17 protein-coding genes are annotated in these 14,223 nt (G+C 45.3%); 8 read left to right on the top strand and 9 right to left on the bottom strand.

Features of this window, described 5'->3' with window-relative positions; all coding sequences use genetic code 11:
• The first annotated feature begins 56 nt into the window (after positions 1 to 56).
• The 3 genes from LCL96_RS23385 to LCL96_RS04800 all read left to right on the top strand — a co-directional run bounded on the left by LCL96_RS23385 (position 57) and on the right by LCL96_RS04800 (position 2,132).
• A complete protein-coding gene (locus tag LCL96_RS23385) occupies positions 57 to 188 on the top strand; it encodes a hypothetical protein (protein ID WP_263628056.1) in 132 nt (43 codons plus the stop codon).
• 121 nt (positions 189 to 309) lie between these two features.
• A complete protein-coding gene (locus tag LCL96_RS04805; RefSeq protein WP_224940299.1) occupies positions 310 to 1,236 on the top strand; it encodes an alpha/beta hydrolase in 927 nt (308 codons plus the stop codon).
• On the top strand, positions 1,233 to 2,132 hold the full coding sequence (locus LCL96_RS04800; RefSeq protein ID WP_224940298.1) for an aminoglycoside phosphotransferase family protein: 900 nt from the start codon (positions 1,233 to 1,235) through the stop codon (positions 2,130 to 2,132). Before LCL96_RS04805 ends, LCL96_RS04800 begins: the two co-directional genes overlap by 4 nt.
• Before the next feature lie 102 nt (positions 2,133 to 2,234).
• On the opposite strand, the gene LCL96_RS04795 is transcribed toward LCL96_RS04800, so the two are convergent.
• The gene (locus LCL96_RS04795) at positions 2,235 to 2,573 is read right to left on the bottom strand and encodes an iron-sulfur cluster biosynthesis family protein (protein ID WP_224940297.1); all 339 of its coding nucleotides are present in this window, start codon (positions 2,571 to 2,573) and stop codon (positions 2,235 to 2,237) included.
• Positions 2,574 to 2,702: 129 nt separating this feature from the next.
• Here LCL96_RS04795 and LCL96_RS04790 point away from each other — a divergent pair, with 129 nt between their 5' ends.
• The gene (locus tag LCL96_RS04790) at positions 2,703 to 2,918 is read left to right on the top strand and encodes a CDGSH iron-sulfur domain-containing protein (RefSeq protein ID WP_224940296.1); all 216 of its coding nucleotides are present in this window, start codon (positions 2,703 to 2,705) and stop codon (positions 2,916 to 2,918) included.
• A gap of 39 nt (positions 2,919 to 2,957) precedes the next feature.
• Here LCL96_RS04790 and LCL96_RS04785 read toward each other — a convergent pair whose 3' ends face one another.
• The gene (locus LCL96_RS04785) at positions 2,958 to 3,290 is read right to left on the bottom strand and encodes a YolD-like family protein (protein ID WP_224940295.1); all 333 of its coding nucleotides are present in this window, start codon (positions 3,288 to 3,290) and stop codon (positions 2,958 to 2,960) included.
• A 19-nt stretch (positions 3,291 to 3,309) separates the two neighbouring features.
• Positions 3,310 to 4,572, bottom strand: coding sequence for a DNA polymerase thumb domain-containing protein (locus tag LCL96_RS04780; protein ID WP_224940294.1), 1,263 nt, complete (start codon positions 4,570 to 4,572; stop codon positions 3,310 to 3,312).
• Positions 4,573 to 5,094: 522 nt separating this feature from the next.
• Between LCL96_RS04780 and LCL96_RS04775 the strand changes: the two genes are divergently transcribed.
• Positions 5,095 to 5,397, top strand: a complete 303-nt coding sequence (locus LCL96_RS04775; RefSeq protein WP_224940293.1) for an EthD family reductase — start codon at positions 5,095 to 5,097, stop codon at positions 5,395 to 5,397.
• A 48-nt stretch (positions 5,398 to 5,445) separates the two neighbouring features.
• On the opposite strand, the gene LCL96_RS04770 is transcribed toward LCL96_RS04775, so the two are convergent.
• The 5 genes from LCL96_RS04770 to LCL96_RS04750 all read right to left on the bottom strand — a co-directional run bounded on the left by LCL96_RS04770 (position 5,446) and on the right by LCL96_RS04750 (position 9,634).
• A complete protein-coding gene (locus LCL96_RS04770) occupies positions 5,446 to 6,231 on the bottom strand; it encodes a glucose-1-dehydrogenase (protein ID WP_224940292.1) in 786 nt (261 codons plus the stop codon).
• Between the two features lie 12 nt (positions 6,232 to 6,243).
• Positions 6,244 to 7,095 (bottom strand): GRP family sugar transporter, encoded by an 852-nt coding sequence (locus LCL96_RS04765; RefSeq protein ID WP_224941294.1) that lies wholly within the window; start codon positions 7,093 to 7,095, stop codon positions 6,244 to 6,246.
• 197 nt (positions 7,096 to 7,292) lie between these two features.
• Positions 7,293 to 7,814: a DUF3221 domain-containing protein gene (locus tag LCL96_RS04760; RefSeq protein ID WP_224940291.1), complete on the bottom strand. Its 522-nt coding sequence runs from the start codon at positions 7,812 to 7,814 to the stop codon at positions 7,293 to 7,295.
• Between the two features lie 49 nt (positions 7,815 to 7,863).
• A complete protein-coding gene (locus tag LCL96_RS04755; RefSeq protein WP_224940290.1) occupies positions 7,864 to 8,658 on the bottom strand; it encodes an SDR family NAD(P)-dependent oxidoreductase in 795 nt (264 codons plus the stop codon).
• A 16-nt stretch (positions 8,659 to 8,674) separates the two neighbouring features.
• On the bottom strand, positions 8,675 to 9,634 hold the full coding sequence (locus LCL96_RS04750; RefSeq protein ID WP_224940289.1) for an MBL fold metallo-hydrolase: 960 nt from the start codon (positions 9,632 to 9,634) through the stop codon (positions 8,675 to 8,677).
• Between the two features lie 513 nt (positions 9,635 to 10,147).
• On the opposite strand from LCL96_RS04750, the gene proC reads away from it, so the two are divergent.
• The 3 genes from proC (at position 10,148) to namA (ending at position 13,305) form a co-directional block, all read left to right on the top strand.
• Positions 10,148 to 10,966, top strand: coding sequence for a pyrroline-5-carboxylate reductase (proC, locus tag LCL96_RS04745; protein WP_224940288.1), 819 nt, complete (start codon positions 10,148 to 10,150; stop codon positions 10,964 to 10,966).
• 74 nt (positions 10,967 to 11,040) lie between these two features.
• Positions 11,041 to 12,192 (top strand): glycosyltransferase, encoded by a 1,152-nt coding sequence (locus LCL96_RS04740; RefSeq protein ID WP_224940287.1) that lies wholly within the window; start codon positions 11,041 to 11,043, stop codon positions 12,190 to 12,192.
• A gap of 96 nt (positions 12,193 to 12,288) precedes the next feature.
• Positions 12,289 to 13,305 (top strand): NADPH dehydrogenase NamA, encoded by a 1,017-nt coding sequence (gene namA, locus LCL96_RS04735; RefSeq protein ID WP_224940286.1) that lies wholly within the window; start codon positions 12,289 to 12,291, stop codon positions 13,303 to 13,305.
• Positions 13,306 to 13,360: 55 nt separating this feature from the next.
• On the opposite strand, the gene LCL96_RS04730 is transcribed toward namA, so the two are convergent.
• Positions 13,361 to 14,116, bottom strand: coding sequence for a GNAT family N-acetyltransferase (locus tag LCL96_RS04730; RefSeq protein ID WP_224940285.1), 756 nt, complete (start codon positions 14,114 to 14,116; stop codon positions 13,361 to 13,363).
• Positions 14,117 to 14,223 lie beyond the last annotated feature (107 nt).

Raw genomic sequence — 14,223 nt, 5'->3', positions numbered from 1 at the left:
ACCCCCTCTCTCCTTCGAGCATTCTAAAGGTGATAACCTTTAAGGAGATGAGTCATATGAGCCAAAAACGCGATAAAGGATTCAGTCAAAAAGGAAAACCGAATGCAGATACGACATCAAACACCATGGCAAAAGAAGAACTGGATAAAGCCATCCATCCAACGAAAGGGCAAAATGCCAGATCTTAAGTTCTAAACCTATTGAAAAAAGCGTCTCTTCCCGAGGCGCTTTTTTTGTCCTGAAAATTCCTCTTTTTTCCTTTGTTTGCTACAATAAGAATAAACGATATTCCTCCTGAGGTGATGACGAATGAGAAAAAAACTGGCGATCCTTGGCGGCACCCTTTCCTCTATCGGGCTGCTCGGAGTTTATATTACTAATCGATTTATGTATTTACCGAAAAAAAGGGATGACTTCATTCGGGCACGTGAAGTCGAATCGACCCGGCTGATCGAAGAGGATTATGACTCCCTTCCTAAAGAAGAAGTGCTGATTCTTTCACAGTACGGTTACGATATTAAAGCGGTATTCGTGAAGCCCCATCCTCATAAAAAATTCATGATCTTTTCCCATGGAGTGACGGAGAATAAATGGAATTCCATTAAATACATGAACCTTTTCATCAAACTTGGGTTCAATGCCGTGATCTATGACCACAGGCGTCACGGGGAATCAGGTGGCAAGACAACGAGCTATGGCTATTTTGAAAAGTATGACCTGAAGGCTGTAGTCGATGAACTGATCTGCCGCGAAGGGGACGATGTATTCTTCGGGATCCACGGAGAGTCCATGGGGGCTGCGACGATGCTTCTTTATGCAGGCAGTGTCGAAGACCGGGCTGCTTTTTATATTGCAGACTGTCCTTTCTCCGATTTTGGTGAACAGCTTGCTTATCGCATGAGTGCAGAGGTGAAGATGCCGGCAAAATTTCTTCTTCCCCTCGTAAATGGGACTCTTAAACTGCGACAAGGGTATACATTAAAGGATCTATCACCCCTTTCAGTTGTTCAAAATATCCAAAAACCTGTGTTATTTATTCACAGCCAAAATGATGATTTCATCCTTCCTCAAATGACAAAGGACCTTTTTGAAAAAAAACTTGGCCCAAAGGAACTGTTCCTTGATTTCCGCGGGACCCATGCCCAATCGTATAACGACAACCCGGAGAAATACGAAGAAGTGATTCAAAGGTTTCTAGATCAATTTGTATCAAATGGAAAGGATGTCGTCTCATGATCCCAACCGATTTCAGATTAAAAATGCAAACGATTTATGGAGATTCCGGGAAAGACTGGATGGCTTATGTAGAAGGTTTGCTGGAGTCATTAAAAGACCGGCTTCAGTTAACATATGATAAGCCTTTTTCATTAAGCTATAATTTCGTGGTACCCGTTCGGATTAGGCAGGAGCGGGATGCCGTATTAAAGATCGGGTATCCGAACAACGATTTCTCCAATGAGTTTCATGCCCTCCAGGATTTTCAAGGGAGGGGGATGGTGGAGGTCCTCGATTATAATAAGGTAGAAGGCTGGATCTTATTAGATCGTCTCCTCCCTGGTGCTTCCCTCCACTCCATCGACGATGAAGAAGAGGTCCTTTCTATCTTCGCCCATACTGCTAAGAGACTTTGGCATAAGCCCGTAAGTGTTCATTCCTACCCTACCGTTCAATCCTGGTCAAAGGGAATCGGTAGGCTACGGGAACGATTTAACGGCGGAAGCGGCCCCATCCCTGAAGATCTCGTCTTAAAAGCGGAAAACCTCTATACGGAGTTGCTCGGTACATCGACAGATCGCTTTCTTCTTCATGGTGACCTTCATCACGGAAACATTCTCTACTCTGATTCTTCCGGCTGGACAGCCATCGATCCCAAAGGATTGATCGGCGAGAGGGAATATGACTGTATTCAGTTCATGTTGAATGAGTGGAAGAAGTGGGAGGTTCCGATCGAACTTCTTCGGTACAGGACCAGGACATTAGCTTCTCTCCTTTCCCTCTCCTATGAGCGGTTGATCTCATACGGATTTTGCCATTCGATTCTGTCTGCCAGCTGGTCTGTGGAGGACGGCTTGGATGGATGGAAAAACGGGGTTTCATTGGCGAGGATGTTTGAAGATCTGTTGGAGGAATAACCACTTATTTTCTGCCTGTGGTTTAATTGTTACGTTTGGTTGGTGGTATTTGCTTTAAAAACAGCGAAAGCCTTCGGTTGACACCAACCGAAGGCTTTCATTCTATTCCCCCGGAAACATCACAAAGCTCATTCTCCCATTTATGATCTGACCCGGGCTTTTCAATTGAAATGTGTTGCTTTGTGGAGAAAAGTCAATTTTCAATTCTTCATCAAGGAAAACCATCTTTGACTTTTCGACGAGAATCGGATAGCTGTTCGTTTCTATTTGTACATCTTCCCCTTCAACGGGATGACTGACAAACCATAAAGTAGGAATGCCGCTGACCACACAGCCACAGCCCTCTGTATCGTATTTCAGTTTCAGGTAACCTGGTTTGTTTTCTATATTCATTTTATCCTGAATTTTGCGCGTTGCTTCATTCGTCAGTTGAATTTTCATTCGATGACCTCCTCGTTCCTTATCCTATCACATTTCATTTGCTTCTTTTAGAATATTGCTTTTTTACGCTTTTCATCTTACTATCGATAGTGGGGATTCTTTTGTATTTTTTAGAAAGGGTGGTTTTTCATGACAAAAGCTCAAATCAAAGTGAATGATAACGGTTCCTTCCGCGTAAGTGGTGATGTGGAACTGATTGATGCTGACGGAAATGTATTTCAAACGAAACAAGTATTTACCCTTTGTCGCTGCGGTCTATCTGCTAATATGCCGTTTTGCGACGCTTCACACAAGGGAAAATTCGATTCCTGCGTGCGTGCCGAAAAGGTATTGGACGAAGAGTAAATGGAATGAGAGGAGAGGCTTCACCCGAAGCCTCTCTTTTCATTCAAAAAAACGAATGTCTACAACGCTTGTCAGTGGAATATAGTGTACATCTTCAAACCTGTCGACCACATGCAGCTTCCCTTCCATTGAGTCGACATGATGAACGGTTCCAATCAATAATTGATGACGGTACTTTGCATAATGAGTAATCGAGACCAGCTTCCCGAACTCCATCGCTTCTGCCACCACTTCATTTATCCGATCCAGCTCCTGCTCATCAAGTTCAACCCTCTTTTCATGGGTATCTTCCTTGGCCCAATCCCTGAGGAGCTTCACATGCTCCGGGAGCATCATAGATGTCCATTTGATTCTTCCTCGATCACGGATCAACTCTCTCACCTCCTATGCGCTACGATTTATGTCCGCCCACCAGGCGGGCACGATGCCTTGCTGTTCCCGCTTCCGTGTAGGATACAGCCCGGAGCAGGGCCCCTGATCCATATCTATTTCGGATGCGGTCCACCACATACCCAAGTTCCCGTTTTTCCCAACGGTCAGGTTCAAAAAGGGACACCTGCATCGCTCCATCCTCCACTATATTCGAAAGAGTAATGTTGATTTTCCGGACGGTTTTTCCATTGTAGTTCTCTTCGAATAGTTCGAGACACACACGGTACAGATCCATGGTGATATTGGTCGGTTCCTCTATCGTCCGTGACCGGTGGAACCCACCTCCGAATTCTTCGCGGCTGTAGCCGATCCCAAAACTTACAGTCCTTCCCGCCTTACGATGGGTCCGGGCGCGTCTCGCGACTTCTTCGCACATCTCCAAAATGACGCGTTTGATTTCCTTTTTCTCCTTATAATCCCTGAGGAGGATCTGCCCCTTGCCGAAGCTGACCTGCCCATCCATGATCGGTGCCCCAATTTCAGACAGGTCCACTCCCCATGCATGATAATAAAGCTGATTTCCCATCACACCGAACTTTGCCTCAAGCTTCTCGAGATCATACTTCGCCAATTGTCCGACAGAAAAGATGCCCATGCGATTGAGGGTCTTCTCGAGGCGTCCGCCTATCCCCCACATCTCACTCAGCGGCGACAGGGGCCACAGCTTTTCCGGAACATCTTCATATGTCCACTCGGCAATCCCCTTTTTCTTTGCTTCAAGATCCAGACACAGCTTAGACAGGAGCATATTGGGTCCAATGCCGATGGCGCACGGGAGTTGAAACTCCCTTTCCATATCATCTTTGATCTTGCGGGCGATAGTGGTCGCGTCTCCCCAGAGATCCGTCGCCCCATCAATCTGTATGAAGCTTTCATCTACGCTGTACGTATGAATGGCGTCCTTCGGTACATAGCGATGAAACAGACGGGTAAGCTCTGTTGAAATCCGTACATATGTCGCCATTTTCGGCTCTACAAGCCGGATTCTCGGGTCATTCGGAATTTCAAACATCCGCGAACCTGTTTTGATACCAAAGTCCTTCTTCATCCTGGGCGAGGCAGCCAGTACAATGCTTCCCTGTCGGCTTCTATCCCCCACTACAGCCAAGTGACATTCAAGGGGATCCAGCCCCTCCATGACAGCCGAACAGCTAGCATAAAAGCTCTTCATATCGATGCACAAAATCTTGTGGTGTGGTAGCACACTGTAATCGACAGTCATATCTTCGCCCTCCATTTTACCTAAAATAGAACAAACGTTCTTATATAGTATAGTTATGATTCTATACGAATATACGTTCCCTTTCAACTTAAATTACTGGAAACGGAGAGAATAATAAGAAAAGCGGAAGGGCTTTGCCCAGAGGCGACAAGCATAAGACGAACCTGCCGGAAAGGCGTTCTTTGCCTTTTTGGCAGGTTTGACTTATGACCTCGAGCCTCTAAGCCCTGGAGCTGGACATAGAAAAGCGGAGGCGGCTCGTTCAGAGGCGACAAGCATAAGGCGAACCAGTCGGAAAGGCGCTATTTGCCTTTTTGGCTGGTTTGACTTATGACCTCGAGCCTCTAGCCGCCGGAGCTGGACATAGAAAAGCGGAGGCGGCTCGGGTAGGCCCGACAAGCAGGAAAGACACACCCCAAAGTCAAATTCTGTCGATATTTTTGTTATGAATTGAATAGTCTCATTTTCCTGTAATTGCTAAAATTCAATTGAATGTAATTGCGAGGACAAGGAGGGGTTTTGATGGCGAAAGTGATTGTGATGTATGAAAAGCCAAAAGATCAGGAAAAGTTCGAGGAGTATTACTTCAATACCCATATGCCGAAAGTAGAAAAGGTGCCCAATGTAAAAAGCGCAAAGGTACAGCGGGTTCTCTCAAATCAAAATACCGATTTAGCCCTATACTTAATAACGGAAATAGAATTTGAGAATAAAAGGGACATGAAAGAAGCGTTCGCTTCCGAACAGTGGAAGGCCGTAGAGGATGACGTTCCAAACTTTATGAAATATTTAGAAAAACCGCCGATCATCACCATAGTAGATTGAAACACAGCGAAAAAAGCCGAAATCAATCATGATTTCGGCTTTTTTTGATTACCCTTTTCCAGCCTGGAATCCAGGGTATTTCGTCATGCCACCATCGGCGATGAGAGTGGTTCCAGTGACGTAGCTCGCTTGATCAGATGCAAGGAAAGCCGCGCAGGAGGCAACCTGTTCGGGTTCTCCGATATAACCGAGAGGGATGAGTTTCTCCACTCCCTTTTTCTTCTCCGGATCGGAAAATTTCTCTGCATTGATCGGTGTATCGATGGCACCGGGAGCGATATTATTCACCCTGATCCCATCGGGGGCGAATTCTAGTGCAAGGCTCTCCATTAATAATTTGACCCCACCCTTACTGGCGGCATAGTGGGCAAAATGAGGCCATGGAATGATTTCATGTACGGAAGAAACATTGATGATTGATCCCTTGATATGATGCTCGAGCATGTATTTTGCCGCTTCACGGCATCCAAGGAATGTACCGGTCAGGTTCGTATTGATGACCTTTTGCCAATCTTCAATCGAGAGGTTTTCAGACGGGACTTCATTTTCGATACCTGCATTATTCACATAGATATCCAGACTTCCGTATGTGTCATGTGCAAAGCGGACAAAGCCATGGACGTCCTCTTCTTTTGACACATCCCCCTGAATGATGGAGGCCGTTCCCCCGTCTTTCTCGATTTCTTTTACTAGTTCTTGAGGATTCTCTTCTTCTTTGAAATAATTAATGACCACTTTGCAGCCTTCCCCGGCGAACCGTTTCGCGATCGCCTTTCCTATACCAGTAGCAGCTCCGGTTATAACGACCACCTTATTTGTCAGATCTGAATACATATCCATTCCTCCTTATTCTTTCGTGAAGCCTAATAGAACACCGCCGATAATGATTAGAGCACATCCGGCTATGACGAGGAGAATCTGCTTTTTCGATTTCTTTTCTCCTAAGAAAAACAAACCTCCAAGGGTGGAAATGACAATTCCCGTTTGGGAAAGGGAAAAGCTTGTCGCGACCCCGATACGTGGAAGGGCAAGCAGCAGTCCGAGATTCCCTGATGCCCACATGAGTCCGGTTAAAATATTCCGAATCGTATATTTGTTAAATGGTTTATGCCTGAATGTGATGACGACGGCTCCGATGAACATACCGATCGCCTGAGGCAAGATTGCTTCCCATCCATCAATATCAAACCACCTTAAAATGACGACATAGGCTATGTATCCACAACTTGAAAGAAGAAGCGTCAATAAACCTTTTTTCAGTTGAGAATCTTCATCCCCTTCAGATTTTTGGGTGAATGATGTCATAACGACACCGATGATAAGAGCTAAGACCGCCCCGCTTCCAAGGATGATTGTTTCAGTCGTTTTCCACTCTTTAAATACCAATACGCCAAAGAGCGTGGTTCCGATCAGCTGCATTCCTGTTGAAATCGGGACGGTTTTCGAAACACCGATGAATTTTACACTTGCAAGCTGGTTCACTTGCCCGACTGCCCAGAAGACGCCGGAAATAAAGCCGATCCCCCAAACGAATAGCGTTAATTCCGGGGATTTAATGAAGAAGACGCCGATCGCAAACAGCAATGACCCAACCGTGATCCCAACCGTCTGGCTGTAGGCATTCCCACCGAGCTTTACACTTACAAACACAAGACTTCCCCACGCGACCGCAGGGATAAGGGCTAAAAGAATCCCTATCATACATCCACATCCTTTTTCCGACAATGATCATAGTTTTCCTCTGAAACAGGAATTCTAGCCGTTTCGACTGGAAAAACCTAAAATAGTTCCCACTCCCTGATGCATACCCTTCTTTCGTTGGGTTTAATCTTGAAAAGCAGACACGCGGACACAAAGAAGAAAGCGCCGATTCCTCATCGGCGCTTTCTTCTTTGTCATTTTGTTGAAGTATGTATCGGGACAATGACTCTTTCATTTTCGACATTCACTATGACGTGGACATCCCGGTCGATGGAAAGATCTTTGAATCGTAAGGAATATAAGCCCGTAGGATTTTTTTCGATGGACTGGATGACAACCTGTGAAAACCGGGGATCTCTCATGACTAATTGCACGACAGCCTCTTCGATTTTGCTTTGCTCGTCTGTCAGGAATACAAGTTGATCCGCTGAAGCTCTCCTGGGATACGATTCCTGAAGTTCCCCATTGAAGGTCACATTCACTTTCTTGCCCAATTCTATATCTTCTTTATGTAGCTTATTATCTTGATCTGTCATTATGACAGTTTGTTGATCGAATGAAAACCAAATATCATTGATCAGCACCTCGTTGTTCTCCATACGGGTCACAAAGCCTATGAAATCTGTACTATCCTGAGATGAATTGACAGATGAAGGCCCGCAGCCGGTAAATAATAAACAGAAACAAAGTATCAGAACAGTCAAACATTTCTTCATAGACTCCCCCCTTATAGAATTAGACGATTAACGGCACTATTTGGTTTCACTATTTTTTGAAAAAAAGGTTATTTCCTACTTTTTCGACAAAAGATGGAAACAACTGATAAACCTTGCTGCCCATATTCATCCACCGGGGCAGGTTAATTTCCCTCTTATTGGTGAAGAGGGCACCCACCACAGTATCAGCGACATAAGCGGGATCAAGCATGAACTTCTGCACATTCTTCACATATGTCCCGGATTCATCGGCAATGGAAAAGAAGTCCGTGGCGATCGGACCCGGGTTTACAGCCGTCACCTTTACCCCATACCGTTTGGCTTCCATCCTTACACTGTTAGTATATCCCAGGACAGCATGCTTGGAAGCTGAGTATGCACTTGATTTCGGGGTCGCAAACTTGCCTGCTTGAGAAGCGATATTTATGATATGTCCATAGCCTTGTTCACGCATATGGGGAAGGACTTCCCCAGTACATGCCATAAGTCCAAGAACATTTACATCCATCATCCCTTTCACATCTTGAAAGGAGGTTTCGTGCGCTTCTTGAAAAATCCCATACCCGGCATTATTGATCAAGGCATGAATCGATCCAAATTCCTGGAGGATGGAATGAAAGACATCCGGGATTTGATCGTAATCCGTTACGTTTAATGGATACACTTCCACTTTACACTTATATTTTGTTGTCAGCTTTTCCTTCAATGCTTGAAGCAGATGAGCGCGACGTGCAATCAATGCAAGATTCCCGCCATTCTCTGCCACCTTGATGGCCATTTGCTCTCCGATTCCTCCAGAGGCACCAGTAATGACAATCGTTTTTCCTTTGATTCTTCTGTTCATGTAAGGTCACATCTTTCTAAGCAAAATAATAATAAATTCCTTCGTGTTTTTCTTTTCGTATAGCATGAAGGGATTCCAGGTAGTCCAATTGCCCGATCGTTTCGGACAGTGTCAGGCCAAGCTCCTTCCGATACACGGAAGGGAATAACCTCTTACATATATCAAAGACCGTCACTCGGTTGCCACGGATCATTTCCAGTACACTTTGTGCTCTTTCATCCTGTTTCCCTAATCTCCTTGGAATTAATCCATGTACATCCATGATATTATCTCCATGCCCTGTATAAGCAAGGGAAACCGGAAAATCCAAAAGCTTTTTTAATGATTCATTGTACTGCAACAATGGCTTCGAACGTGCGATTTCTCCTTCAAATGGCGGTTCAATGAGGGGATTGGGTGAAATAGATGCGAGTATGTGATCTCCTGCTATCAATACACCATCGCTTTCCCGGTAAAAGGATAGGTGACTCTGGGCATGGCCGAGGGTTTCTATGACCGACCACCCTACCATTCCAGGAATGGCATCCCCTTCCCTTATCTCCACATCTAACTTCCGGTTTCCCATGAACTTCAGGGGACTCTTGAATTTCGGGATGGCTGCGAAATACTCATGAGGCAGCCCTGATTCCAGCGCCAACTGCAAGAAAAACTGGTCGTATACATCATGGAAATGTTGGTCACGGGAGAGCCAGAATCGATTATATCTATGACCATACACTGTGACGGAGCGTGAGAAACGGTCAAGCAATCCTGCATGATCGGGATGATGATGCGTCAGGACGATTTGTTCAATATCCTGAGGCGTATATCCTAAAAGGGATAATTGCTCAGTGAGCTGTCCCCAGGCGGTATCTGTAAGGGGGCCGGCATCCACCAATGTCAAGGCGTCCCCCTTCACTAAATAAACGTTCACATCTCCTACGGCAAATGGTGTGGAGAGTGTGAGTTTCGCAATATCATTCACTAAGGTTGTCATATTTTCACCACATTCTTCATAATAAAAGGGTACAGCCTTGAAATACGGTACCCTTCCCGTTTTGTAAGTCATTTCCAAAAAAATGAATGACCCTTCATTATCTAGTGTACATTTTTTCCTGTCTGATGTCATTTTTTAAAATGATTGAATATACTGAAATAAACACTTGACAGATAAGCTGTCTTTCAAAGATAATCACCTATAATATCCATTTGGTCTACATCCACTTTACATATTGATACAAGAAAAAGCGATGATAAAGATTAGTAATGAAATAGAAGATGTAAGAGATCGGGGTCCACCGGCTGAAAGGTCCCGTCGTCCTCTCTATTCGTGAACCTGCCTTTTGAGCGTCTTAAACCAGAACGTGTTCCAGCGTTAATGGACTTCGAGTGTGTCCATCTTCATCATTGAATTTGGACAAAACAAGGTGGTACCACGGAAGACAGACCCTTTCGTCCTTTGAGGATGAGAGGGTCTGCTTTTTTTTCATAATAAAGGAGGAATAAGGGAATGAAAACCTTGTTTATAGGAGCGGGATCGATGGCTCATGCTTTAATGGGCGGAGCATTGAAGGCAGGCGTATTGAATAGCGGCGAAGTGTATGTAACCAACCGGAGCAACAAGGAGCGATTAAATGAAATCATGCAGGAATTCTGTGTTCGGAAGGTGAATCTGGAGGAGGAATATGATGTGATTGTCCTTGCCATGAAACCAAAGGACTTTCATGAGGCAGCAGAATCCATCACCCCTTACCTTTCTGAACACACGCTGATCATTTCTGTACTGGCGGGCATCACCATGGAACATATCAGCGACAAACTCACCTTTAAAGGGGCGATTGCAAGAGCCATGCCGAACACAAGTGCAGCCATGGGAAAATCGGCAACGGCCGTCTCATTTAATCACAGCCTCTCAAATTCCCAAAAGCAGTGGACGAAGACACTCTTTCAATCTGTCGGCATCGCAGCGGAAGTGGAGGAAGAGAAATTGGACCTCATCACGGCTCTGTCGGGGAGCGGCCCGGCCTATATTTATTATGTCGCCGAAATACTGAAACATGCTGCAGTAGAGTTGGGACTGGAAGAGGATCTTGCCGAAAGTCTTGTCACCCAGACGATTGCCGGAGCAAGCGCCATGCTATCCGAATCCGGATTAGAAGCAGTGGAATTAAGAAATAACGTAACCAGCGCAGGGGGGACGACCGAAGCGGGAATCGCTGCCCTTGAAGACTTTCAAGTAAAAGAAGCCTTCTTTCAATGTATTACTTCGGCAAAGAACCGCTCACAGGTGCTAGGCAGTGAATTAAAAAAGCAATCTATGAAAAAATAGATGAAGAGCCCACCAGTGATCGCCAACAACGATTATCATTGGTACAATCAAAGCAAAAAAGAAGGTCGACGCACATGAATTTCCTACTCATCTTACTATCAGCTGTCCTAGTCGTCTGGATCGTCCTGTCCATCGATGTGTGGAGAGGCCTTTCAAAGCTTACGTCCATTGAAGAATTACCGGTAACGGATAATGGACCCCTTCTTTCTGTTATTGTGCCTGCAAAGGATGAGGAAGAAACCATCACAGAAAGCATTGTATCCCAGCTGAAGCAGGACTATAGCCGAATTGAATGGATTCTCGTCAATGACCGTTCAACGGACTCGACACCGGAGAAGCTTGAAGCACTAGCCGAAATGGACAAGAGGATCCGAATACTTCACATCGACTATCTGGAAGCAGGATGGCTTGGAAAGAACCACGCTTTATTTAAAGGATACGGGATCTCAAAAGGGTCCCTCATCCTGTTTACCGATGCAGATATCCTTTATAAAGATCCATCCACCTTTTCCAGGGCGGTAGCGGTCTTACAATCACGGAAGCTCGACCACCTGACACTGGCTCCCGGCATCAAGTCACAAACCTTCTGGCTAAAAAGCTTTGTTGCATTCTTTTTATTCGGCTTTGCCTTTTATAAGCGACCCTGGAAAGCAAATGATCCTTCCTCTAAGACAGGGATGGGAATCGGCGCCTTCAATCTCGTCACCCGTTCAGCGTACGAGGAGATCGGAACACATGAGAAGCTCAAACATATGCCCGACGATGATCTGCAGCTCGGCATCATTATAAAAAAAAGGGGGAAAAGCCAGGCATTTCTCACTGCCCTAAGGTCCCTCGAAGTTGAATGGTACCACTCGTTGAACGAAGCCTTTAAAGGCCTTGAGAAAAATACGTTTGCCGGTCTCCATTACTCTATCCTGCTTGTATCATTTGCCATGGCGGGCGTATTCTGTTCCACAATACTGCCATTCTTGACGTTATTCTCAGGAGATCCGCTCATTTCGGCGATCAGCCTGCTGATCGTCTTCTTCATCGGCATCACCTACCTGAAAGTGATAAAGGAAATGACGAACGAGTCTCCCACCCTATTTCTTACCCTGCCCGTAACCGCCATGATATTCATCTATTCCATAGCAAGAGCCACATTTCTAACCTTCAAGCGGGGAGGCATTGAATGGCGTGGAACGATTTATCCATTGAAGGACTTGAAGCAAAAAAGAAAATAGAGCACATTTCTTTTCGGGCAAAAATGTAGTTGATATAATCACTGTGTATGACTATTTAGAAACCCGAAATAAATGAGGCCTGGAAGGTGATCGAAGATGAAAGCAAAATTATTTGAGCCATATATGCTTAAAAATGTTAAACTGAAGAACAGAATCGTCATGGCCCCAATGTGCATGTACTCTTCCCACAATGAAGATGGAAAAGTCGAAAACTGGCATCACACCCACTATACAAGCCGTGCGGTCGGAGGAGTTGGACTCATCATCCAAGAAGCAACGGCGGTTACGCCACAGGGAAGAATTTCGCCACAAGATTTAGGGATTTGGGATGATGAACACATTGAAGGTTTAAAAGAATTAGTAGATCTGATGAAAGAGCAAGGGGCAAAGACGGGTATCCAGCTTGCCCATGCAGGAAGAAAAGCCGTTCTTGAAGGCGATATCCTGGCACCTTCTGCACTACCATTTAACGATGAGATGAAAACACCGGTGGAAATGTCAGCGAATGACATAGAAGAAACTGTCACCGCCTTCATTAAGGGAGCCGAAAGAGCAAAGAAAGCGGGCTTTGATGTAATCGAGATTCACGGAGCCCATGGATATCTCATCAATGAGTTCCTCTCCCCTTTATCCAATAAACGAACGGATGAATATGGCGGATCTGCAGAAAATCGCTACCGCTTCCTCCGTAAAATCATTGACGGGATCCAGCAGGTGTGGGACGGCCCCCTCCTCGTCAGAGTTTCTGCAAAGGATTATAACGACGAAGGCTTAGACGTCGAGGACTATGTGGTGTTTGCAAAGTGGATGAAAGAACAAGGTGTCGATTTGATCGACGTAAGCTCAGGTGCCCTCGTACCGGCACGCATCCCGGTATTTCCAGGCTATCAGGTGAAGCTTGCAGAGACCATCAAGAACGGAGCAGGCATTGATACTGGAGCGGTCGGACTGATTACAACCGGCATTCAGGCGGAAGAAATCCTGCAAAATGAACGGGCCGACCTGGTCCTGCTTGCACGCGAACTTCTGCGTGACCCCTACTGGCCAAGAACGGCAGCGAAAGAATTAGGCGTGGAGATCGAAGCACCTAAACAGTATGAGCGCGGATGGTAATGGTCAATCAGAAGAAAAAAAGAGAGCGCGGAACCCCAGGTTTCCGCGCTCCCTTTTATTTAAACACCTTCAGCACTTCATACCGAAAACCTAAACAAGTGTAGCCTTGCTTTTGGTACATCAGTCTCGGCGTATCTTCCCCGTCCGCAACCAGAATGACGTTCCTTTCAGGGAACCGGTCCATGACAAATCGTTGCAGTCTGCTGCCGATTCCTTTCTTTTGAAAGGTTTCGTGAACCATCAATCCGTCGATTTCTGCAGAATCTTCTTCAATGATTACATCCACGGACCCGGCAGGAGCACCCTTATAAAAAGCAAGTACCTGCATGATACGGGGATTTTCAAAATTACGCTTATGCATGTTTACCTTTTGATCGGCAAAGTCCGGGCCATAGTCCAAATCCTGTTCGTACTGAAAAGCAAGGTAATCATTCAATTCCTTCTTGGTCACTTCCATGACTTCGATGTCAGGATTCACACCCACTGATGGAAATCGATCCGGATCAATGGAATAAAGTTCATTGAATCCGACGTCAAATCCCTCTTGTTTAAAATAGTCCATCAGTTCTTCTGAAGGCTTTTGGTCTTGAGGAAAAAGAAACTTTACATGTTTCTGACCTTTCGATTGATGAAATCCCCTCAAGAAACGGGCGGCCTCTTGGAACTCGTCAAGAGTCGGCTGTTTCATGAATTCCAGGAAGTTACTATCATACCTCGTCAACATTTCCGGATAATGTATGTGCTGATAGAGTGCATTATTTGCTATCAAATGACCCGGATTATAGATATTTTCAAATGTAAATGTTTTCATAGAATATGGACCCCATTTGTCTATTTATTACGCTCTTTTCGCAAAGATTGTTGTTCTTGCACAGACTATGATTTGCAAAGCTCTGTCACCTAAGTGTACGGAAGAGG

Origin of the sequence: Rossellomorea aquimaris (assembly GCF_020172085.1) — a bacterium.
Lineage (GTDB): Bacteria > Bacillota > Bacilli > Bacillales > Bacillaceae_B > Rossellomorea > Rossellomorea aquimaris_E.
Note: the sequence above shows the minus strand (reverse complement) of the source record. Positions and strands in the feature narration are given on the sequence as shown.